The organism is Spirosoma humi (assembly GCF_054776575.1).
In genome coordinates, this window is record NZ_BAAHBR010000002.1 from 290,088 (window position 1) to 309,990 (window position 19,903).

General features: G+C 48.6%; 23 protein-coding genes. 12 read left to right on the plus strand and 11 right to left on the minus strand.

Going from position 1 to position 19,903, the window contains the following annotated elements; translation table 11 throughout:
• The first annotated feature begins 75 nt into the window (after window positions 1-75).
• Window positions 76-654 (plus strand): porin family protein, encoded by a 579-nt coding sequence (locus ACYU8Y_RS03025; RefSeq protein WP_460934067.1) that lies wholly within the window; start codon window positions 76-78, stop codon window positions 652-654.
• Between the two features lie 136 nt (window positions 655-790).
• On the opposite strand, the gene ACYU8Y_RS03030 is transcribed toward ACYU8Y_RS03025, so the two are convergent.
• Complete coding sequence (locus tag ACYU8Y_RS03030; RefSeq protein WP_460934069.1) at window positions 791-1,177, minus strand: winged helix-turn-helix transcriptional regulator; 387 nt, start codon at window positions 1,175-1,177, stop codon at window positions 791-793.
• A 141-nt stretch (window positions 1,178-1,318) separates the two neighbouring features.
• Here ACYU8Y_RS03030 and ACYU8Y_RS03035 point away from each other — a divergent pair, with 141 nt between their 5' ends.
• The 3 genes from ACYU8Y_RS03035 to ACYU8Y_RS03045 all read left to right on the plus strand — a co-directional run bounded on the left by ACYU8Y_RS03035 (window position 1,319) and on the right by ACYU8Y_RS03045 (window position 2,881).
• A complete protein-coding gene (locus ACYU8Y_RS03035) occupies window positions 1,319-2,110 on the plus strand; it encodes an SDR family oxidoreductase (RefSeq protein ID WP_460934071.1) in 792 nt (263 codons plus the stop codon).
• 21 nt (window positions 2,111-2,131) lie between these two features.
• The gene (locus ACYU8Y_RS03040) at window positions 2,132-2,455 is read left to right on the plus strand and encodes a nuclear transport factor 2 family protein (RefSeq protein WP_460934073.1); all 324 of its coding nucleotides are present in this window, start codon (window positions 2,132-2,134) and stop codon (window positions 2,453-2,455) included.
• A gap of 180 nt (window positions 2,456-2,635) precedes the next feature.
• The gene (locus ACYU8Y_RS03045; RefSeq protein WP_460934075.1) at window positions 2,636-2,881 is read left to right on the plus strand and encodes a DUF2652 domain-containing protein; all 246 of its coding nucleotides are present in this window, start codon (window positions 2,636-2,638) and stop codon (window positions 2,879-2,881) included.
• A gap of 209 nt (window positions 2,882-3,090) precedes the next feature.
• On the opposite strand, the gene ACYU8Y_RS03050 is transcribed toward ACYU8Y_RS03045, so the two are convergent.
• From ACYU8Y_RS03050 to ACYU8Y_RS03060, 3 genes are read right to left on the minus strand one after another with little or no spacing between them, the layout of a single operon-like run.
• Window positions 3,091-3,939, minus strand: coding sequence for an HAEPLYID family protein (locus ACYU8Y_RS03050; protein WP_460934077.1), 849 nt, complete (start codon window positions 3,937-3,939; stop codon window positions 3,091-3,093).
• Between the two features lie 59 nt (window positions 3,940-3,998).
• Window positions 3,999-5,264, minus strand: a complete 1,266-nt coding sequence (locus tag ACYU8Y_RS03055) for a sensor histidine kinase (RefSeq protein WP_460934079.1) — start codon at window positions 5,262-5,264, stop codon at window positions 3,999-4,001.
• Between the two features lie 18 nt (window positions 5,265-5,282).
• A complete protein-coding gene (locus ACYU8Y_RS03060) occupies window positions 5,283-5,963 on the minus strand; it encodes a response regulator transcription factor (RefSeq protein WP_460934081.1) in 681 nt (226 codons plus the stop codon).
• A 348-nt stretch (window positions 5,964-6,311) separates the two neighbouring features.
• Between ACYU8Y_RS03060 and ACYU8Y_RS03065 the strand changes: the two genes are divergently transcribed.
• The gene (locus ACYU8Y_RS03065) at window positions 6,312-6,704 is read left to right on the plus strand and encodes a barstar family protein (protein ID WP_460934083.1); all 393 of its coding nucleotides are present in this window, start codon (window positions 6,312-6,314) and stop codon (window positions 6,702-6,704) included.
• Between the two features lie 325 nt (window positions 6,705-7,029).
• Here ACYU8Y_RS03065 and ACYU8Y_RS03070 read toward each other — a convergent pair whose 3' ends face one another.
• From ACYU8Y_RS03070 to ACYU8Y_RS03090, 5 genes are all read right to left on the minus strand, one after another.
• A complete protein-coding gene (locus ACYU8Y_RS03070; RefSeq protein ID WP_460934085.1) occupies window positions 7,030-7,878 on the minus strand; it encodes a hypothetical protein in 849 nt (282 codons plus the stop codon).
• Window positions 7,879-8,093: 215 nt separating this feature from the next.
• A complete protein-coding gene (locus tag ACYU8Y_RS03075; RefSeq protein WP_460934087.1) occupies window positions 8,094-8,450 on the minus strand; it encodes a hypothetical protein in 357 nt (118 codons plus the stop codon).
• Window positions 8,451-8,457: 7 nt separating this feature from the next.
• Window positions 8,458-9,663, minus strand: coding sequence for a PepSY-associated TM helix domain-containing protein (locus ACYU8Y_RS03080; RefSeq protein ID WP_460934089.1), 1,206 nt, complete (start codon window positions 9,661-9,663; stop codon window positions 8,458-8,460).
• Between the two features lie 82 nt (window positions 9,664-9,745).
• Window positions 9,746-11,059 (minus strand): hypothetical protein, encoded by a 1,314-nt coding sequence (locus ACYU8Y_RS03085; protein ID WP_460934091.1) that lies wholly within the window; start codon window positions 11,057-11,059, stop codon window positions 9,746-9,748.
• A 7-nt stretch (window positions 11,060-11,066) separates the two neighbouring features.
• Complete coding sequence (locus ACYU8Y_RS03090; protein WP_460934093.1) at window positions 11,067-13,418, minus strand: TonB-dependent receptor; 2,352 nt, start codon at window positions 13,416-13,418, stop codon at window positions 11,067-11,069.
• Window positions 13,419-13,855: 437 nt separating this feature from the next.
• Here ACYU8Y_RS03090 and ACYU8Y_RS03095 point away from each other — a divergent pair, with 437 nt between their 5' ends.
• Together ACYU8Y_RS03095 and ACYU8Y_RS03100 are read left to right on the plus strand one after the other, a co-directional pair.
• On the plus strand, window positions 13,856-14,650 hold the full coding sequence (locus tag ACYU8Y_RS03095) for an SDR family NAD(P)-dependent oxidoreductase (protein WP_460934095.1): 795 nt from the start codon (window positions 13,856-13,858) through the stop codon (window positions 14,648-14,650).
• A gap of 11 nt (window positions 14,651-14,661) precedes the next feature.
• Window positions 14,662-15,576, plus strand: a complete 915-nt coding sequence (locus ACYU8Y_RS03100) for a helix-turn-helix domain-containing protein (protein WP_460934097.1) — start codon at window positions 14,662-14,664, stop codon at window positions 15,574-15,576.
• Between the two features lie 236 nt (window positions 15,577-15,812).
• On the opposite strand, the gene ACYU8Y_RS03105 is transcribed toward ACYU8Y_RS03100, so the two are convergent.
• Together ACYU8Y_RS03105 and purN are read right to left on the minus strand one after the other, a co-directional pair.
• Window positions 15,813-16,193 (minus strand): hypothetical protein, encoded by a 381-nt coding sequence (locus ACYU8Y_RS03105; protein WP_460934099.1) that lies wholly within the window; start codon window positions 16,191-16,193, stop codon window positions 15,813-15,815.
• Window positions 16,190-16,774 carry a phosphoribosylglycinamide formyltransferase gene (purN, locus tag ACYU8Y_RS03110; RefSeq protein ID WP_460934101.1) on the minus strand — a complete coding sequence of 195 codons (585 nt, stop codon included), beginning with the start codon at window positions 16,772-16,774 and terminating at the stop codon, window positions 16,190-16,192. Before purN ends, ACYU8Y_RS03105 begins: the two co-directional genes overlap by 4 nt.
• A gap of 115 nt (window positions 16,775-16,889) precedes the next feature.
• On the opposite strand from purN, the gene ACYU8Y_RS03115 reads away from it, so the two are divergent.
• The 5 genes from ACYU8Y_RS03115 to ACYU8Y_RS03135 are packed head-to-tail and all read left to right on the plus strand — an operon-like array spanning window position 16,890 to window position 19,881.
• Complete coding sequence (locus ACYU8Y_RS03115) at window positions 16,890-17,516, plus strand: ATP-binding cassette domain-containing protein (RefSeq protein ID WP_460934274.1); 627 nt, start codon at window positions 16,890-16,892, stop codon at window positions 17,514-17,516.
• A 57-nt stretch (window positions 17,517-17,573) separates the two neighbouring features.
• Entirely contained in the window at window positions 17,574-18,278 is a 705-nt protein-coding gene (locus ACYU8Y_RS03120) for a peptidylprolyl isomerase (RefSeq protein WP_460934104.1), read from the plus strand.
• A gap of 37 nt (window positions 18,279-18,315) precedes the next feature.
• Window positions 18,316-19,215 (plus strand): SDR family oxidoreductase, encoded by a 900-nt coding sequence (locus ACYU8Y_RS03125; RefSeq protein WP_460934107.1) that lies wholly within the window; start codon window positions 18,316-18,318, stop codon window positions 19,213-19,215.
• 9 nt (window positions 19,216-19,224) lie between these two features.
• Window positions 19,225-19,614: a tautomerase family protein gene (locus ACYU8Y_RS03130; RefSeq protein ID WP_460934109.1), complete on the plus strand. Its 390-nt coding sequence runs from the start codon at window positions 19,225-19,227 to the stop codon at window positions 19,612-19,614.
• Between the two features lie 3 nt (window positions 19,615-19,617).
• Window positions 19,618-19,881, plus strand: coding sequence for a DUF167 domain-containing protein (locus ACYU8Y_RS03135; protein WP_460934111.1), 264 nt, complete (start codon window positions 19,618-19,620; stop codon window positions 19,879-19,881).
• Window positions 19,882-19,903 lie beyond the last annotated feature (22 nt).

Sequence of the window (19,903 nt, forward strand, 5' to 3'; positions counted from 1 at the left end):
TTCCATCCAATTTGATCATGCCGGTATCATTGACTAGAACAAAATAGGATAATAATGAAACGTTGTGTATTACTAATGAGTCTTTTCTTACCCTTACTTGGATTTGCTCAGGCGACTTTTGACGAGCATCAGCAGGATTTACTTGGAAAGGGGCATGTGAATGTAGGCATCCGTGTCGGACAGGGTTATCGGGGCGGTGGTTATCCAACTACATCCTACATATCCCCTCGTATACAGTATTTTATTACCAACGGCTGGTCAATTGCTGCTGAGGGGCGCTTCTTAACAAGCAATATTTATCATCAGTCAGGTAATAAACCTGATTACCAATTATTTGCGGGTGGTCTTTCAACTCGGTATTATTTTGTACGTACCAAACGACTGGCCGTTTTTACCCATATCGGGGCTATGTATGGCCAAAGTACTTTTCATCTCACACCCGATGCTCCCGCTTCTCCCGCTACGATCTCTGATACCTGGCAGACTGAGGTGGGGCTGGGGGCTCATTATCGAGTCAGTAAGCGGTGGTCTATTGAAGTAATGGGTGGTCGAAGCTGGCTGAGTAATTCAACAGTTACGTCTTCCGGTTTTCTACCTCCTGCTGACTTTAATCGTTGGCAGGCCAGTATTGGAATTAATTATCGACTGAAATAAGGACACGGTAGGATTTAAGAATTATAACTATGAAGTTGTTTTAGGATACTTTTTCATCGGCCGGTTTATGGGCTAAAAGCAAAATCCTAAACAGCCTCCATAAGTGAAGAACGGGATAATACCGTTGATAAACAGATTAACTAAGTAGGGGTGCGTTCAAATCAGAAGGTACAGCTTGTTTCAAAATCACATCCCGCAAACGGGCTTCGTGTTCATCGCTCCATTGTCCTAATGCGGCAATCACGGGAATTAGCGTCTTACCAAATTCGGTAAGGCTGTATTCTACTTTTGGCGGTACAACGGGATAAATTTTTCTCGTAACCAGTTCGTGGTCTTCCAATTCTTTCAACTGAATAGTCAAAACCCTGCGTGAAGCATCCGGTATCTTACGCTGCAATTCACTTGGTCTTTTATATCCCTCATTAATAAACCAAAGCAAACGTATCTTCCATTTGCCGTAAAGCACTTCACCGATCAGGTCAAGTCCACAATTCAAGTTCGGTGTTGTTTTTCTCTCATACATATGGCAAAATTAAACGTATGTACCAGTTTGTGCAATAGGGGAAAAATTTATCCCTATATGAATCGTAATGCCGTACTTGTCCAAACTTCTTTTATACGCCAATTTTGCCCTATAGTTAATTCGTAAAAGAGGGACGATAAAATGGAACAGTTTAATTTTAACAATGAATTGTCAGGCAAGATTGCCTTGGTAACAGGAGGTACAAAAGGAGCCGGAAAAGCAATTGCAGAAAGACTTTTACAAGCGGGTGCAACGGTTATCATTACCGCCAGAAACGCACCGGAAAAAGAAAACAGCAAGTTGCATTTCATTTCCTCCGATTTAAGCAAGGCAGAAGGATCACAAAAAGTAATCAACGAGGTGCTAACAACGTATGGGAGGCTGGATATTCTCGTCAACAACCTGGGTTCTTCCGTAACACCCGCTGGTGGTTTTACCGTATTAACGGATGACGATTGGGAATCAACCCTACAAGCCAATTTGCTGGCTCCTGTCAGGCTTGACAGAGGGTTTGTACCGCAAATGATTGATCGAAAAAGTGGCGTTATTATTCACATCGCTTCCATTCAAGGCAGACTGCCGCTGTATGAATCTACGTTGCCTTACGCAGCCGCAAAGGCAGGATTGATCAATTATAGTAAAAGCTTATCAAATGAAGTTACACCAAAAGGTGTTCGCGTGCTAACTGTTTCGCCAGGCTGGATCAGCACGACAGCCTCGAACGCCTGGCTGGGCGAGATCGCAAGAAACGCGAATAGTACTGTAAAAGAAGCGCAACAAAGTGTAATGGATGCATTGGGTGGAATACCTTATGGCAGACCTGCCGAACCAGAAGAAGTAGCTGAATTGGTTGGTTTTTTGGTTTCGCCAAGAGCCAATTATTTAACAGGAACAAATTTTGTAATTGACGGTGGTACAGTACCAACAATTTAGTACTATTAAAAATTTAGAAAAATGAATTTACCCAAAATACTAGCCGATTTGGTAATAGCGCAAAACAACTTTGATAGCGCTGCATATTCAACTTGTTTTTCCGAAACTGCCGTAGTTTTCGATGAGGGCAAAACGCACAATGGACGAAAAGAAATAGCGCATTGGATTGCGGATGCAAACGAGCGATACAAGGCCACAATGCAGCCCGTCAGCTTTGAAGAAAAAGAAACAGAGAGCATTTTAAAAGCAGAAACATCTGGAAATTTTCCCGGAAGCCCTATTGTATTGAGTTATCATCTGGAAATAGCTGATGAATTGATACAATCATTGAGAATTACAGGGTAAGTGGGAGTGGCTAATTTTAGCCCTTCCTTTTTTTATCTTATAATAACAAGAAAAGTAGATAATGGTGTCATATTGTGCAGCCATAGAAAATAGGCAATCCGAAGAAAAAAAGGGTTTGCACAAAAACGATCATGATGGCAAATCGGATCGGCTAATTTTTCAGGCAGGATCGACAGCCAATTGATAGTTGGACGGTTTCACAAGATTTATGGGCAGGCGGTCATTGAAGCACATCGCCTTTTAAAGAACCATATTCACTCACCTACCTATGCGCTAATCACCCACCAATACATCCAACAGGAGCACCGCAGCGATAGTGAACAGTGGGAAGGCAAGAGCCAACTTTGTGAAGTATATGATGTGGGAGAGCTTTGCTATACCTATTTTCCTTATACTATGACAGTATCGAGCGTAACCACGTTGTGATTGCCACAACGGAAGTCCCAATTGATGAACTCTACCGGGACGTTTTTTTAATGGATTGGCTAACTTTTGTGTAGACCTACTATAAATCTTCAGAAAGCACATCACCTCAGTAAAGGCTCTTTTTGCAATATGAGGCTGCTTTTCAGGACACTCGTTGCTAAGGTAGGTAGTAAAGAACGAGTACTGGTTTTAGTCACCGGCAATCAGGATTAGCGTCGGCGGGGTTCGTAAATGAGCCGGATAAACGAACTGGGTCCTTCTGAACCAGTTAGGGGTATGTTGCCTACTAAGCCAATAAGAAGGTTATTTTTCAGGGCTACCCGAACCTGTGGTCGAATCAGTCGATCGTACTGCGAGCCGTTTTGATACTGATACAGTTCGACGCCCAGAAATGCTTTGTTACGCGGTATGACGTAGTGAAGCGCCAGATTAAGTTCGTAACCACTGGAGCGAAGAGTGCCCTGATGCGGCAATTGCCCTCCCAAGGCGGCATAAACCAGTGTGTTCCAGCGTTGCCCCCACTTTTTGGCCGCCACCAAAAACGGGTGCCCTTCCTCGGTGGTGAATACAGGCTTTCCTGCCTGAATCCCGCCCGCGTTGACAACCAGTTCATTGGTGTAGCCAATCGCCAGCGACGTTTGCCAGGGAACAATCACCGCGTACGTCCATTGAACCGATGTTTTGACACTGTGTAACCGGAAGGTCGCGGTCGTGGGGGCTTCCTGATTGGCGGCTGGAACGGTAAGCTGAAAAGGCAATTCAACCTCCAAACCCAGTCGATTAATGGGTGCAAATTCATATTCGACGAACGGATGCCAGGATGTTCCACCCCCGCGCTGGCTAAATTGCGTGCCTACGTTCCATTCCCGCTCGCCTTTACGGGCACCCAGATCGCGAACTAAGTCCAGATACAGTGGTTCCGCGTGCGAAATCTTAGCGGGTTTAGCAATTTGTGCGGTATCGCTCATGGCTGGAACGGGAGTGGGTATAGCTTGAGCCTGGCCGGTTGAATGGCTGATTATCAGGAAGCTGATCCAGTAAAATAAGACCTTGTTCATCTCGCTTGCCGTTTGGTTAGGGCAAAGCTCACCAGCGTTTCTGGAACGAATCTGGAATACTAGAACTGAATGGACAGAATAAACAGGTTTTTCTGCTGCGTGATATGGGGGGTGAACCCGTACGTATCACAGATCGATTTGACGATTGCCAATCCCAGCCCAAGGGACTGAGATTGATCACTTTGCTTGACGAATCGGTCGAAAAGCGTTTCCGGCCGATCAATGCTGGCAGCAGCCGTATTCTCAATTTGTAACGACTGATTGGCCAATCGAATGGTAATGGTGCCGTCGGTCGGCGTGTGGACCAGGGCATTTCGGATCAGGTTTCGAAGAAGCACCACTATGAGGTGGTGGTTGGCCGATACGTCGAAATCATCCAGCAATAGTAGCTGAACGCGTAAGCCTTTATGCTCGGCCATGAATTCATATTCCTCCACGGTTTGACGAATCAAAGCGCCCAGGTTGACGGACTGCGTCTCGCCGAACTGCTGGTTATCAATTTTGCTCAGCAGCAGCAGCGCCCTGTTAAGCGCCGATAACCGTTCCAACTGCTGGTTGAGTAGTTCCAGCGCCTGTGCGTCAGTGGTCGTTAAAGCCGGACTCTGAATGAGTTGTTCGGTCTGGTGCAACGCGATGGCTAGGGGTGTTTGTAATTCATGCGAGGCATTCTCAACAAATTGTTTTTGATGCTGATAAGCCCGCTGATTAACCGTCGTTAACCAGGTGATTGTCTTGTTCAGCTCCGTAAACTCATGCACTGAACTCACCGGTAAGGTCAACGAATCGGCCTGGTCGATTTTAAAGGTTCGCAGTTGCGATAATGTTGAGTAGAAGGGCCGCCAGAGCCGTTGCTGAAGAAAAAAGTTGAGCAGAAAACTCAGCACGAGCAGGCTGGCAATGACCGCGCCGGTGCTGAGTGCGATTACTTCACCCATATCTTCCAGATCCAGCAGCGACATATGGATACGCAATCGATAATAAATGCCCTTGTGGATAAACTTGGTGACTAGCTGACGATGCGGCTCGTATTCTTCTTCCACCCGCTCATACATGGGTATATCTTCTGTATGCTCATGCAACGCTGAGTACGTAGCGGCACTAATGGTGTCCAGCTGAAAGTCCGTCGCAATACCTGGCTGCACGATCAGCGCGTTTGGGTGCGCGGCTATGCTGGCCAGAATTTCCAGTTTTCGGTTCTGTAATTCTTCGTCGATCTCATCGTGTACCTCCTGACTAACCTGGTCGAAGACGTAAAATCCGCTACCAATCAGAGCCATAAAAAAAACCAGTGCGCTAATGAGCGTACTACGGGTGAGAAGTCGCATGGGTGTAAAGGCGTTTACTCAACAGTCGGGGGAGAATTTGTAGCCAATCCCATAAACCGTTTGGATATTCAGTTCATAGCCTACCTGACTGAATCGTTTGCGTAGATTTTTTAGTTGCGAATAAATGAAATCGTAGGAGTCTGCCTGATCCGCCTGATCGCCCCAAACATGTTCAGCCAGAGCCGATTTTTTAATCACTCGGTTCTTGTTGGTAACAAACAAGAGGAGTAAATCGTATTCTTTTCGATTCAGGCTGACGGGTAGCTCATCGACAAAAACCGTTCGGGCCTCGGTATCAATCCGTATTCGGCCCACTTCCAGGCTCGCCGATCCCTCAAATTTCATTCGGCGTAGAATTGATTTGATTCGTGAATTGAGCTCTGCCAGATGAAAGGGCTTCGGCAGGTAATCATCGGCACCCAAATCCAGCCCCGCCAGTTTATCGTCCAATGAATCTTTTGCCGAGATAATAATAGCCCCTGTTTGCGGGTGGTCCTGTTTCAGGCGCTTCAAGATGTCCAATCCGTTTCCCCCTGGTAGCATCAGATCAATCAACACACAGTCGTAGGCATATACCCCTATCTTTTCGTCTGCCTGCTGGTAGGTGGTTGCCGTTTCACAAATATGCCCCTGACTTTGCAGGAACTGACTTAGGGTCTGGCTAAGTCCGGGCTCGTCTTCGACAATCAATAACTTCATGCTGTACCTGATTTGTCCTCAAAACAAACAGGAAATTCTGGAATAAATCTGGAAAAGCGACTAACACACGCGCTTGTTACCCCAATGAGTAGTTCCTTGTCTATGAACTTGGATATACGTTTAGTTGTAAGCCATTTGTCCAATCCCTCATTAAGTTAACAGGCAAGTCAGGCAGACGGGGAACGCAAGCGAAGCTCTTCAATCAGCGAGTTAACCGTGCTGCTGAAGTCGCAGAGATTCATGCCACCGTTAGCTGCATGATTTAAATAGGAGAGAGAAATTCCAGGCGAAACAAGCTACTTTAGCTAAACAATGGGCCAGTTTGGTAGGTGGGCCCAGCACTAAACTATGGTTAAACAAATCCAGATCGACGGAAGCGCAATCAACGACATTGCCTCGTTTTATGAGGAGGTTAATCGCGTATTTATGGCCGCAGAGAGCTGGCAGATCGGCCCTAGCCTCGATGCGTTCAATGATTTACTGTTTGGGGGCTATGGCACCTTACAGGGCGCCCAATCGGTTGAACTAGTCTGGCACCATATGGACCACAGCCGACAGGCTTTAGGGTATGAGACGACCCGAACTTATTATCTGGATAAACTCAAGCCCGGATCGCCCTACAACAAAAAGCTGTTTGAAGAAAAGCTGGAAGCTTTGGAGAGTGGTCGTGGCGAAACGTATTTTGACACTGTACTATCCATCATTGCCGAGCATCCAAGCATCCGCTTGATTGGTGAGTGAGGTTAGCGGTGCTGGTCAGGGGGGTGAGCCTAGAAATGATCTGAAGCTGTGAGTATTTAATCTAATGAAGCTGTTTATGATTTTCTTAAACAACGTGTTTTTGTCATCCCGACGTAGGAGGGATCTTACCGTCGCCTGCGTCCGAAGATCCCTCCTACGTCGGGATGACAAAAACACACCCATTCTTAACTAGTTTATTGACAAAAATTAAAATCCTAAACAACTTAAATCTAAATAATCCAGCATTAATGCCTCTAGAGCAGTTTGAGTACACTACATTTTTCCGTATTCTCAAATAAGGTTCACCCCTGAGACAAAAGAGTGTTCATAAATCCACGTCAGGAAGGCGATTGGCCAGGTTTATCAAATTAAGCGCCATCAGATAGGGCATGATAAAGGGGAACGCAGGGATGGACACCAAATAGGTAGCCATCACGATTGGTTCAAAAGAAAACGACGGCAGCACACTCAGCAGAGCGCCGACTAGGCTGAAAAGCAGGTAGAGACGACAGGCCCTGGGGTTGAACCAGCCAACCGATTGCAGCGCAAGGGCAAATGCGGCCGTAGCCAAATAAAACAGCGCGACTTCCACTCCGCTAATCCAGGTAAAAAGCGCGCGCATGGACAAGTACCAATCGGGTCTTTTGGCAATTGAAGCGGCTGAAAAATTGGTAAACGATTCGACTAAAAAGCTGCCCCAATAAGCCATGTTGAGGATAAATAAAGGCAGCGCGATGCCCATCCCCAGTACACCCAGTAACCAATAGGGCGTTTCACCACGCTGGCGGAGTTTGTTAGCCAACAAGGCAAGCCCAGCCGTGATCAGTATCCCTCCTGCGATTAGCAGGGCATAGCGGATTTGTTGTTCGGCAGCGGTGTTCACCCATTCGGGTATGGAGGTGGGCGGAGGTCCCATGCCAGCGAATAGGGTAAAACCCATCCAGGGAATAATGACCAGCAGCGCAATGGTGCCGAGTTGCCGTTGCCCAGGATTGGGATTGGTGAAGCAATTCTTTCCCAGGTACCAGATGGCACTTGCCATCAGGGCTGCATGGGCCAGCCAGATGGGTAGATAGAGTTGGGGGCTGCTGTGGCCAAGGGCAAGGGCTATCGCAGCGGCTAAAAAGGGCACCAGGGTAAGGTAGACCCGGCTAAGCGCTAGTCGGTTGGTCATAACGAGATGGGGTGGCAAATTCAGCTAATTTAATGAGCCAATCTACAAAATACGCAGTAGACTAATCCAACTAATGTATTCACATCAGATACTCCAATTCGCATCAGAACTTAGTGGACAAATGCTAACGTTTGGCAGGCGCATGCGTACCGACTGCGGCTAATGAGTAGCAAACGCCTTCGACATGGGGGATTAGTTGCCGTTAGCTATACGCCTTAGAACACCTCTATATGCGCCAAATGGAGCACATAAAAATACAGCAGATAGACAACTGCAAATCCGAGTGACAATCCAAAGTACCGGTATACCGGTTGAAGGCTTCTTTTAAACGCAGCCAGGATTAAATTGATCAGTGCGGCCAGAAGCGCGAACGGAAAATTCATCAGGCAGAAGATACCAACCAGGCTGGTGGCAAAAAGACCCGGTTGAAACAATAGACCGCCAAAGAGGCCAAACAATACGCCCATCGCGAAAGCAATAATCAGAAAGAACAGTGCGTACCGAATGCCCGCTTTAACCTGAGCCGTAAACCACATAAAAGGCGTTGGAGTAAGCGTGAAATCAACCATCATGGGTGCATCAGTTTGGAGTAGTAGGCATGTTTACTGCGGTGTTGCGTGTGCTGTGAGGAAGCCGGTTTTTTCTTCGCTTACCCCGCCAGCGCGGCAACCAGATAAGTAGGCCGGTTATGAACAGAATGGACGGCACCAGCGAAGCAACAAAGGCGACTATCCGCGTTACGCTGCCGCCGAACGTGCCGTAGTGAATGGGCGTTACCCAATTCAGGTACATCTTACCCGTGTTGGGCAGATCAGTGGCGGTATTGAAGTTGATTTTACCTGAGTACTGATCGATGTAGACAAAATTGTTGTCGCCCGTTTGGGTCACGTACGGGCCGAGACCATAAATGGCGTAAGCGCCTTTTACACCATCAGGATACGTTAACCCCCGAATCTCGCTTTTTGGCGGAAACGCCCGCTGAGCAATGGCAATCGCCGAATCGACCCCAATGGGCTTAGCGCCTGTTATGTATACTGACTTATTGTTCAGAATCTGAGCCAGCGATTTTGGCTTTTCAAAGCTCACCAAAAACATGACGGGTGCAATGATCGTCAGAAACGTAATGACCACCCCCGTCAGGGCGATGAGCAGCACGAATGGCGATGAATAGAACCCCAGCACCTGGTGAAGGTCGTAGTTCTGGCGGGTCAGGCTGGCCTTACGCTTAATCGTTAGCCGGGACTTCAGGTGTTTCCACTGCCGGGGAAGCCAAAGGCGTAATCCGCTGATGGTCAGAATAACCAGGATCAGGGCACTGATACCCACGATGTAACGACCAGCTACTGGAATCAGCAAAGTGCGGTGAATGTCCAGCACGACTTCGATAAACGCCGAGTCGTGAATGCGCGAACCCGTTATTTTGCCGGTGTATGGATTAATGAAAACCTCGACGTCTTCGCCTTTTAAGTGGGCTCTATAGGGAAGATTCGCTTCATTTTCGCCTTCGGTTCTGAACAGGAATGCCAGCTTCCACGTCGGATGATCCCGTTTGAGCTGTTCTGTAATCTGCCCGTAGGTGAGTTTTTTTCCCTGGGCGGGCGACTCGAACAGCTCAGGGTTTAATGCATGGTCAATCTCGTCCCGGTATACCAGGATGGTTCCGGTTAGGCTTATCACCAGTATAATGGATCCGGCTAGTAACCCTAACCAGACATGCCACTTCCCGTACCAGGTTTTCTGGTGGCTGGCCCAGTTTTTTGGCTGCGACGTTGACGTATGTTGCATGATTAGCAGGCATTTAGATAGAAATCAACCCGTTCTGCTGAAGACGCTGTGTCAAAACAGAACGGGTTGCGGGCGTTGAGAACTACGGCGTCAGCTTGACCAGGTTGGTGCAGACGCCACCGGCCGTAACGTTAAACAGTGATTTCGCCGATCCGCTGGCGGGGTCGAACTCGTAGAAGCCGTTGATCTTATCCGTGTCGTTGAACATCTGGAAATACAGCTTCCCATCGTACTTATACGAGCTAGGATACGAGAAGCCAGCCGTGAACGGCATATCGGGAATAGCCGTGACGGTTTTTGCGTTCAGATCCAGTTTAACCCATTTGTAATTTGAACCGTAAATAACCAGTTGATACAGTTCAGCAATCTCAGCCGACGTAGCTTTGCCCTGGGCGTACTTGGTAATCAGTTCTGTCACGCGCGCGGGGTACTCCCCGGCCGTTACGCAGGCATAGGCAATGCCATTTTTATCGTAAATACCACCCACGGCAATCTGCACAATCAGGTTTGGAAAGCCCAGCGCCGTAACCGGATTGAAGCGGTAACTCGGATCAAAGTCAGTTGTACCGGCCGGAATTTTGATGATCTGGGGCTTAGACGACACCGGGGCCGTTGGGCCTACTTTCCCATCCAGGCCGTATGAACCCTGGGTCAGAAAGAAGATATTTCCCGTTTCATCGATGAGCGGGTTTAGCATACCGCGCTGAAAGGGGTCCATCGCGTTGGAAAACTCAATTGTTTTTTCCCGCTTTTTTGTCGACAGGTTAATTACTTCGACGTAGATGCTGGTGGCGTCGTAATACTGCGGGGTCTTCGAATTAGATGTGTAGAGGGGGGCAAACAGGCGGTTGTCCGAAGCCCGGTACACCATGTTGTAGTACAGGTTCGCGTCGTTGGTGTCGAATACCTTCGCGCCGGTCATATCGATCTCTCCCGTTTTAGTCATCGTCGATGGATCGAACGTGAACAGTTTACCCGAAGTTGACTGCTCCGCGTATACGCCTAGGTTGTCATTGATGATCGTAAGGCCGCCAATGTACGAAGCAGTAGGAATATTGCCCTTGGCAATGATTTTGCCCGCTGCATCAACCATCAACTTCGTTATACCCATCGTTCCGTCTGTAGCCTGCGAAAAAAAGGCATTCTTGTACGTAGCGATCGGGTAAATATACTTGAACGCTGTTTTCTGGGTGAGGTCGATCTGGCCCGAGGGCATGCCATCAAAGTAACCCGCAAAATAAGTGGAGCCCGAGGGCGAGTAGGCAACCGTCGACGTTATGAAGCCCGACGTTTTATCCGTTGTGGCGGGTGTTGTGTCCGTATCGGTTGTGCAGGAGTTGACAACGGCTAGTGAGACTAAGCAAAGGAGCAATAGGCAAATGCGGCTGGTTTTCATTTAGTTATTAAAAATTGGGTAATTCATAAATCAATTGAAAATTGGCGTTGCGACCGGGTCGCGGTACTCGGTAATAATCGTATACCTCGCTGTTCAGAACGTTCTGAAGATTGAGCGAAGCTGTCAGCTGTTTATGCCAGAATTTGTAGGATGCCCCCACATCAATCAGGTTCTGAGCTGGTACATAGTTGTCAGGATTGTATTGCGCGCCGGTCAGGACATGGGCAAACTCATTGATGCGATTGTAGAAAACGAAAGCACTGAGCTGATTGCCGTGAGCAAGGGTTGGAAATGCGTAGCGCAGTTCGGTATTGAAGAAAAAGATGGGTTCGTTGGGCAAACGCAGCCCCTGCATGAACTGCTGCGTTCGGTCGGCAACCTTGATGATCCGAATATCCTGATAGGTCAGGTTAAGTGTGGCCAGCAGGTTGGGCAGTAGACTAGCCTTGATGGCCATTTCGGCGCCTTTGACCGTTACTTCTTCGCGGTTTTCGTAGCGGGCGAAAAGGCCACTGTTCGGATTCAGGATGATGCGATTTTTCTGCGCCCGGTAGAAGCCATTCAGCTCTATGTTCACCAACTGCCGACCGAAGCTACGCGTCCAGACCGCTCCAAGATTGACATTGTGGCTCCGTTCGGGCTGAATGCCCAGGTTCGATACGATCGTAGCGTTATCCCCAAATACCTCTACGAAATCCGGAATACGCATGGCGTTTTCGTAGGAGGTGCGCACAAACAGACCGTCGTTAATGGCGTATTTTAACGATGCGTTGCCGCCTGGCTTAGTGGCTTTTGACGAGATGGGCACGTTCGTGATACGTTCAATACCTTGTAATGAAAACCCAAATAGTTTGCTACCAATGATTGCGGTCAGTTTATTCGCCAGCAGCGACAATCCATATTGCAGCCCCGCCACATTCTTAGTTAATGACTGAGGTCGTTTCAGGTAATCAATCTCATCATCGCTTTCCTGAATAAGCGGATTATAGCCTGTCTGCTTTTTCCAGGCGTAAAAATTGCTGAAGGTTAATTGCCCAGCCTTACCCAACGAGTACGCGAGTGTCGTTCGGTTAACAATGCCGTCGGTTACGATGTGAGGAAACAACGGGCCCGCGTGGTTATTACTTTCACCCCCCATATTAGCCCGGCGAAGGACCTTACCCGTCCAACTGTAGATGTTTTTCGTGGTATCCGTGAAAACATAGTTAAGATTACCGTAACTGGATACCGACGAAATCGTGATTCTGTCGGTAAAACTCTTCTCGTATTTGAGTGACAGTGTATAATTATTGGCTCCATAATGCGCTTCGCCAAAGGGTACATTGCCAATTGCCAGACCATTCTGATACTCCCGGTAAAGGTTGGCGTACGTTACACCGATTTGAATATCGTCGGCCCAGGGGCGATTCATGAAGCCCGCCGTAAGCCGGTTATAAAACGATTGGTACTGATCGTTAAGCCGCCGAACGGTCATAAGCTGGCCCGATTCCAGATCGATGGCCCGCATCTTGAAGTTGTTGTCGGAGTAATCGTAGGAGGAGGTCAGGTTAATGTAAGCGGACTTTTGCCGGTTAACCAAGCCTACCACCAGGCCGCCCTGATGCGTATTGAACGACCCAATTCGGTACGACGCGCGCAGATAATTGACTTGTGCCTGATTGGTCACCACGTTGATGCCTCCTCCCAACGCATCGGTGCCTACAGCGACGGGCATTACTCCTTTGTAGACATCTACCCGTTTAATGGAGTTGAGCGGAATCTGACTGATGTTTAGACCCGCTGCTACAAATTCAGCCGGAATACCATCGATGTACAGCCGCACCGAATTACCTCGCAGTCCATTAATCGAAATGTCGGCCGGAGCTCCGGCAGCGCCCGTGGACCGTACCCGAATACCCGACACCTGATCGAGCGCATCAGTGATCGATGACTTTTTCTCAAAAACATTTTTTATATCAAGACTCGCCACACTGATGGGCTGAACGGCGAGCCTGGCCGACTCAGATTTACCAACCACCTGAATTTCAGACAAGTCTACAGAAGTAGATTGTAGGGTAATCGCTAGTTCGGTCGTGCGCCCGGCGCTAATGATAACCGATTCCTTATGGCGCTTATAGCCCACTGATGAGATTTCTAGGGAGTAACTGCCCGGCTCTAGATCACGCAGCAGGAAGCGCCCCGCAGAGTCAGTGATCGCGGATAGATTCTTACCGCTAAGTATAACATGGGCTTGTAAAACAGGGGAATCAACGCCTGTCTGCACCCGCCCCGATAAGCTGCCCGTTTGAGCTAGCGTGGCAAAATGCAATAGTGTAAAGCTTACTAATAGTATCCAGCTTAACTGGTAACTGTGTTTCATTAGGCGAGTGAATGCTGGTAATCAATGGATGAATGGTATAAATAAGCGCTGCAAATATAAAGCGCGTAAATATTATTTAGATTAATTAAAAATAAATTTTTTCGAAATCGTGACCGGTACCGCCTACGCAAAGCCGGATGTTGACAGACATTAAATAAATTTCTGTTTTCACGGCGCTAACACAGGGACAGCAATCGGTTTCATGAACCACGAACTCCGAACCCGTATGGAACTACTGCTGACTCACTGCTTCGACAGGATCGAAACGTTGCAGAGTGATCGGCCTGTGGTAGAGTATCTGGCCGACCAACTCAATCGTTCTTCCAGATACCTGAGTGATAGCCAAGATCATCTATGATTTGAACACAACGAACCGCTTTTTGAACACGGGTTTCAACACGTCCTATCTCAATTTTGCCTCATAAATAAACGGAGAGATGGACGTAACCTTAATAACCGGAGCTTCAGGCGGTATCGGCGAAGCCCTGGCCACCCAACTGGCCCAACGAAACCATAATTTGTTGCTGGTAGCCCGCAGTGCCGCCAAACTCGAAAGGCTTTGTACACAACTCACGAGCGCATACGGCATTCAGGCTCAGTATATTCCGGCGGACCTGAGTAAACCCGATGCTGCCGGGCAGGTTTATGACGAATGTCGGCAGAAAAAGCTGACCGTTACGCTACTGGTAAATAATGCCGGCATTGGCTCCAGTGGTGAGTTTGTCAAAAACGATCTGCAAGCGGAGTCGGCCATGCTGCAGGTGAACAATGCTTCTCTGGTGGCTCTTTGTCACCTTTTTCTGCCCGGTATGATCGCCAGCAAAAAGGGCGGCATCATCAACGTAGCCTCGCTGGCCGCGTTTTTTCCAAGCCCTTATATGGCCGTTTATGCAGCTTCCAAAGTGTTCGTACGGTCGTTTACGGAAGCCCTTACCGAAGAGTGCAAACCCTACGGCATTCGGGTGCTCTTGTTTAACCCCGGTTTCACCAGCACCAATTTCATGAATACGCCCGCCAATGATAATGCCTGGGGTAAAGTGCTGACCGATGGGGCTTATACGCAGACTCCTGAACAGGTGGCTACCGAAATGATTCAGGCCTGGGAAAAGAAAGAAACCTTTCACGTATCCGGCCGCTTAAATGCCTGGAGCGTACGGCTGGGGGCGTTGATACCCAATGCCACCATTGCCCGGCTGTTTGCCAGCCGAAAACGAAAGCAAATGAATCCGTAAGCCGAGCGACCATGCCGAAAGAAAACCTGCCAACCGTCAAACTCGATACCGTCGCTCAAAGCCACAAAGCCCTGGGCATTGTCAAGCCAAAGCATCCGTTGTTTAGCATTCTGCGCTTTGAGGACTTGCCAAGGATAAACAATGACGCACGGGTGCGTTTGATTTCTAATTTATACCAGATCGTCTTGAAAAAAGACTGTCCCGGTAAAATTCAGTATGGGCAAACCCCTTACGATTTTGACGAAGGTATTATGTCTTTTTTTGCTCCCAGGCAGGTTAGTATCCTGGAACCTGGCGACGTATTGGCCAAGTCGGGCTGGTTGCTGACTATCCACGCTGATTTTTTCCGAACGTTTCCGTTAGCAAACAAAATAAAGGACTACGCCTTTTTCGAATACGCGGTGAATGAAGCCCTGATCCTGTCGGAAGACGAAGAACAATCGATCGATACCATCTTTCAACAAATTGAAAAAGAGTACAATTTGCCCATCGATAGGTATAGTCAGGATGTGGTCTTGTCGAATGTCGATTTGTTACTCACCTATTGCAACCGATACTATAATCGGCAATTTATCACCCGCAAACCCAGACACAGCGAATTGCTGAGTCGAATTGAGCTCGTAATCAATGAGTTGGTTCGAAACGCAGCCGAGCAAGGCCTACCCACCGTCAATGTGCTGGCGTCGCATATGAACCTGTCGGCCAACTACCTGAGCGATTGTCTGAAGCAGTTAACGGGTCAAACAGCCCAGCAGTATATTCACGAAAAGCTGATCGAACACGCTAAAGAAATTTTAGCTACGACTGAATTGTCCGTTAGCGAAATAGCCTACCAATTAGGGTTTGGCTACCCGCAGTCATTCAGCAAGTTATTCAAGAGTAAGACGAATCAATCGCCACTGGAATTTCGGGCTTCCTTTAATTGATCCAATGACAACGAATTGGTGTATTGGGCTGGACTGACTTGGCTAGGGAAAAGTTGGCCAAAACTGCTTTTATGGATCAATTCAGTCAATCACCCAGGCAACAGCATGAACGCACCAGGCGCCAAATGGGGCAACACATTTATTCGGGCAGCTCAACCTGGACCAAGCCGCTGTTCCGTTCGAAATCACCGCAAGACTGTAGGCCATTGACGTGGTATGTGTAACCACTGTGCGTCTCAATGTTCCGGTTTATAGCGTACGGCCAGTCCGCTCATGATGTACCCGTTGTCGGTTGTGGATGTGTAATAGGTGTAACGCACCGATACGAGGGCGTCGGCACCAAGCTTTTTGGCCTGAATCGTCAGGCGGGATAGCATGAGTTCTTTCTGTTGCATGTCGTTACCCCGGCTGAGCATTCGGCGGTTCGCCGACTGACGGTCATCCAAAGGGACTTCCCCTTTCACTTCCAGATCCTGGAGCGGGTCGAACGGTCGCTCGGGCCGCTGGTTTTCGTAGAAGACATCCACCGGATAACTGGGCTTGTTTTGTAGATAGACCATGGGCTTAAAGCAGCCGGTCAAACCCAGTAAGAGCACCGCTACGGATAATTTTTTCATGGTTTTTGAGGGGTGAGGCTAGTTGACACCTCGGCTACAACGCGAGGGTAATGTATGTGTTCCAGCGCCTGCACACTGCGGGCAATATCGTCGGGTGTATCTGATGGAGCAACTGGGCAAGCGGCCTGAAAGATGATCTGCCCTTCGTCGTAATGCTCATTGACATAATGGATGGTGATGCCCGATTCCGTTTCACCGGCTGCCGCAACGGCCTCATGAACAAAATGCCCGTACATACCTTTGCCGCCAAATTTAGGTAGTAAAGCCGGGTGAATATTAATAATCCTGTTGGGGAAAGCTCGTACCAGATCAGCAGGCATCAGCCACATAAAACCAGCCAGAACGATCAGGTCAATAGACTGATTAAGCAGAAGTTCGGTGATCTGGCTGGTGGTATAAAACGTTGTTCGATCAAAAAGCAGTACGGGAATATGGAGTCGTCGGGCACGTTCGATAACACCCGCTTTGGGGTTGTTCGACAGAATGAGCGATACCGTAACCTCGGTGTTACCGGCAAAATATTCGGCAATTTTTTCGGCGTTGGAGCCGGAACCGGAAGCAAACAGGGCGATGTGTTTCAAGGCAGGTAAATATGTAAGGAACTGGTAGGCCGTGCCGACGTCTTAAACCCGACGCGGCATGACACCATCAAAATTACAACTTTTGCCTATTTTTGTCGGTACTTGCTCTAATCCAATGCTGGCAACCCATCAACTCACGTTTGACTATAGCTCTGCGAAACAGTTCACGTTCCCCGACGTACACTGCGCCAATCGCGAAGCCTTCCTGATTCTGGGGCAATCTGGTACTGGCAAAACGACGTTTCTGCATTTGCTGGCCTTGCTGCTCAAGCCCAAAAGTGGATCGGTCATTATCGACCAGACAGATCTGACCAAACTCAGCGTGGCTGAAACGGCGGCTTTTCGGGCCAAACACCTGGGCATCGTTTACCAGAAACCCCACTTCGTTAGTTCGCTGTCGGTGCTGGATAACCTGCTGATGGCAAATTACCTAGCCAATAAACCGCAGGATAAAGCTCGGGCACGGGAGCTGGCCGGTCAACTGGGTTTTGCCGACCATCTGGCCAAGAAAACAAACCAACTCAGCCAGGGTGAACAGCAACGGGTCAGCATTGCCCGCGCTGTGATGAACCAGCCGGATGTTATTCTGGCCGATGAACCCACATCCAGCCTCGACGATGAAAATACCAGCCGTGTTGTCGCACTGCTGCGGCAGCAATCGGAGCAGATTGGTGCCAGCCTGATTGTGGTTACCCACGATCAGCGTTTGAAAGATGCTTTTCAAAATCGCGTAAATCTGTAATTTTTTGTCTGTCCGTTCGGGTCTGTTTTTAGCTGCTGAAAACATTGATAAAACTCTATGCGTAAACTTGTACTTATTTTTTTGCTGATTCCGGTTCTTTCAATTGCCCAAAACCGAAAGAAAAAAGACTACCTTGTTTCGCTTAACACCTCGTATGGAACCATGCGGCTTGTGCTATATGACCAAACACCAAAGCATAAGGAGAATTTCATTAAACTCGTCAATCAGAAGTTCTACGATAGCCTGTTGTTTCACCGCATCATTCCGCTGTTTATGATTCAGGGGGGCGATCCAAACTCACGAAAGGCGCAGGACGACCAACCGCTGGGCAATGGCGATGTGGGCTATAAAATTCCGGCGGAGTTTGTTCCGTCCCTTTTTCACAAAAAGGGAGCCTTAGCGGCTGCCCGCGATAACAATCCCGAAAAGGCGTCGAGTGGGTGCCAGTTTTATATTGTGCAGGGGCGCGTTTGGGACGATGCCGGATTACAGAAACAGATCGACCGTATTCAGGCGTTGAAAGGACATGTGCCGACTGATGAGCAGAAACAAGTCTACAAAACGCTCGGCGGTGCCCCCCATCTGGATGGGAATTACACCGTTTTTGGGGAGGTCATTGATGGGTTGGCAATCGTCGATAGCATTGCCAAACAACCCCGTAACGAAATGGATCGGCCGGAGAAAAACGTGCGCATGACCATGACCGGCGATTGGATAAAGAAAAAGAAGATTACAAAACAGTACGGATATAAATACATGTAGAGACGCAATATCCTGCATCTCTACATATTCACAGCATATGAAAAAAATTCTTCTTACCGGGGCCAATGGGCTGCTGGGCCAGAAACTGGTTAGCCTGCTTGTGCAGCAACCAACCGTTGAACTAGTCGCTACAGCGCGGGGCGAAAATCGGCTTCCCTTTTCGGAGGGATATACGTATCGGTCGATGGATATCACGGATCGCCAGCAGGTGCTTGCGGTGATTGGTGAGGTGCAACCAGACGTTGTTATTCACGGGGCGGCTATGACCGATGTGGATAAGTGCGAAGTACAGAAAGATGCCTGCTGGGCACAAAATGTGCACGCTGTCGAGTACATCATTGAGGCTTGCCAGAAAATCAACGCGTTTCTGTTGCACGTATCGACTGATTTCATTTTCGATGGAGCTGCCGGGCCTTATGATGAAACGGCTGAAGCCAATCCAATCAGCTTTTATGGCTGGAGCAAGCAGGCGGGCGAATCGGCCGTGCGGCACTCTAACCTTCGGTGGGCTATTGCCCGAACGGTGCTGGTGTATGGCATTGCCCACGATATGAGCCGGAGCAACATTATTCTGTGGGTGAAGAAATCGCTGGAAGATGGTAAGACGATCAAAGTCGTGACCGACCAGTGGCGTAGCCCAACGCTGGCCGAAGACCTGGCAATGGGGTGTTACCTGATTGCCGATCAGGAAGCGGAAGGTATTTTCAATATTTCCGGTAAAGAGGTGCTGACGCCTTACGAGATGGCCATTCAAACGGCGGATTATTTTGGTCTCGATAAATCGTTGATTACTCAGGCCGATGCGTCGACCTTTACGCAGGTGGCCCGACGCCCTCCGCGCACCGGATTTATTCTGGATAAGTCTATAACAGTACTGGGCTACAATCCGCACAGTTTTGCCGAGGGAATTGCCGTGCTGGCTGAGCAACTTAACTAACATACGCGGATGGGTCAGGTGAAAATTTACGGGGTGCGGGAACAGCTACAGCCCATTCGGCAAGCGCTCTCCGATGCCATTCACTCGTGCGTGGTAGAAGCTCTTCAGTTTCCGCAGGACAAGCGGGCACACCGTTTTTTTTACCTTGATCAGGAAGACTTCTTCAGGCCCGCTACCGCTTCAGAGCGCTACATAATTCTGGAGATTATGATAATGGAAGGGCGTATGGTGGAAACCAAAAAGAAGCTGATTCACCTGTTATACCAACGGATTGGCGAACAAATTGGACTGGCGGTTACCGACCTCGAAATCTGTATACTGGAAAGCCCGGCTCATAACTGGGGCTTCCGGGGTCTAACCGGCGACGAGATCAAGCTCAACTATTCCGTTGCTATCTGAACCATGACGCTCCATCTTCGGGTAAAGCCTGGCAGCAAAGTTGACCAGCTATTTTACGATGCGGCTGGCCAGCTCAATGCCAAAATTCGGGCTCCGGCGCAGGATGGTAAAGCAAACGCGTACCTCGTTGATTTCCTGGCCAAACGACTCGGTATCGCCAAGTCGAACGTCACGATAGTTTCTGGGTTTACAAACCCAAATAAACGGCTTGAGATTGATGTGGCGGCCGATGTTTATGCCGCATTTGTAGCGGAACTAAGTCAGTGAAGGACTTAGTTCCGCTATTTTT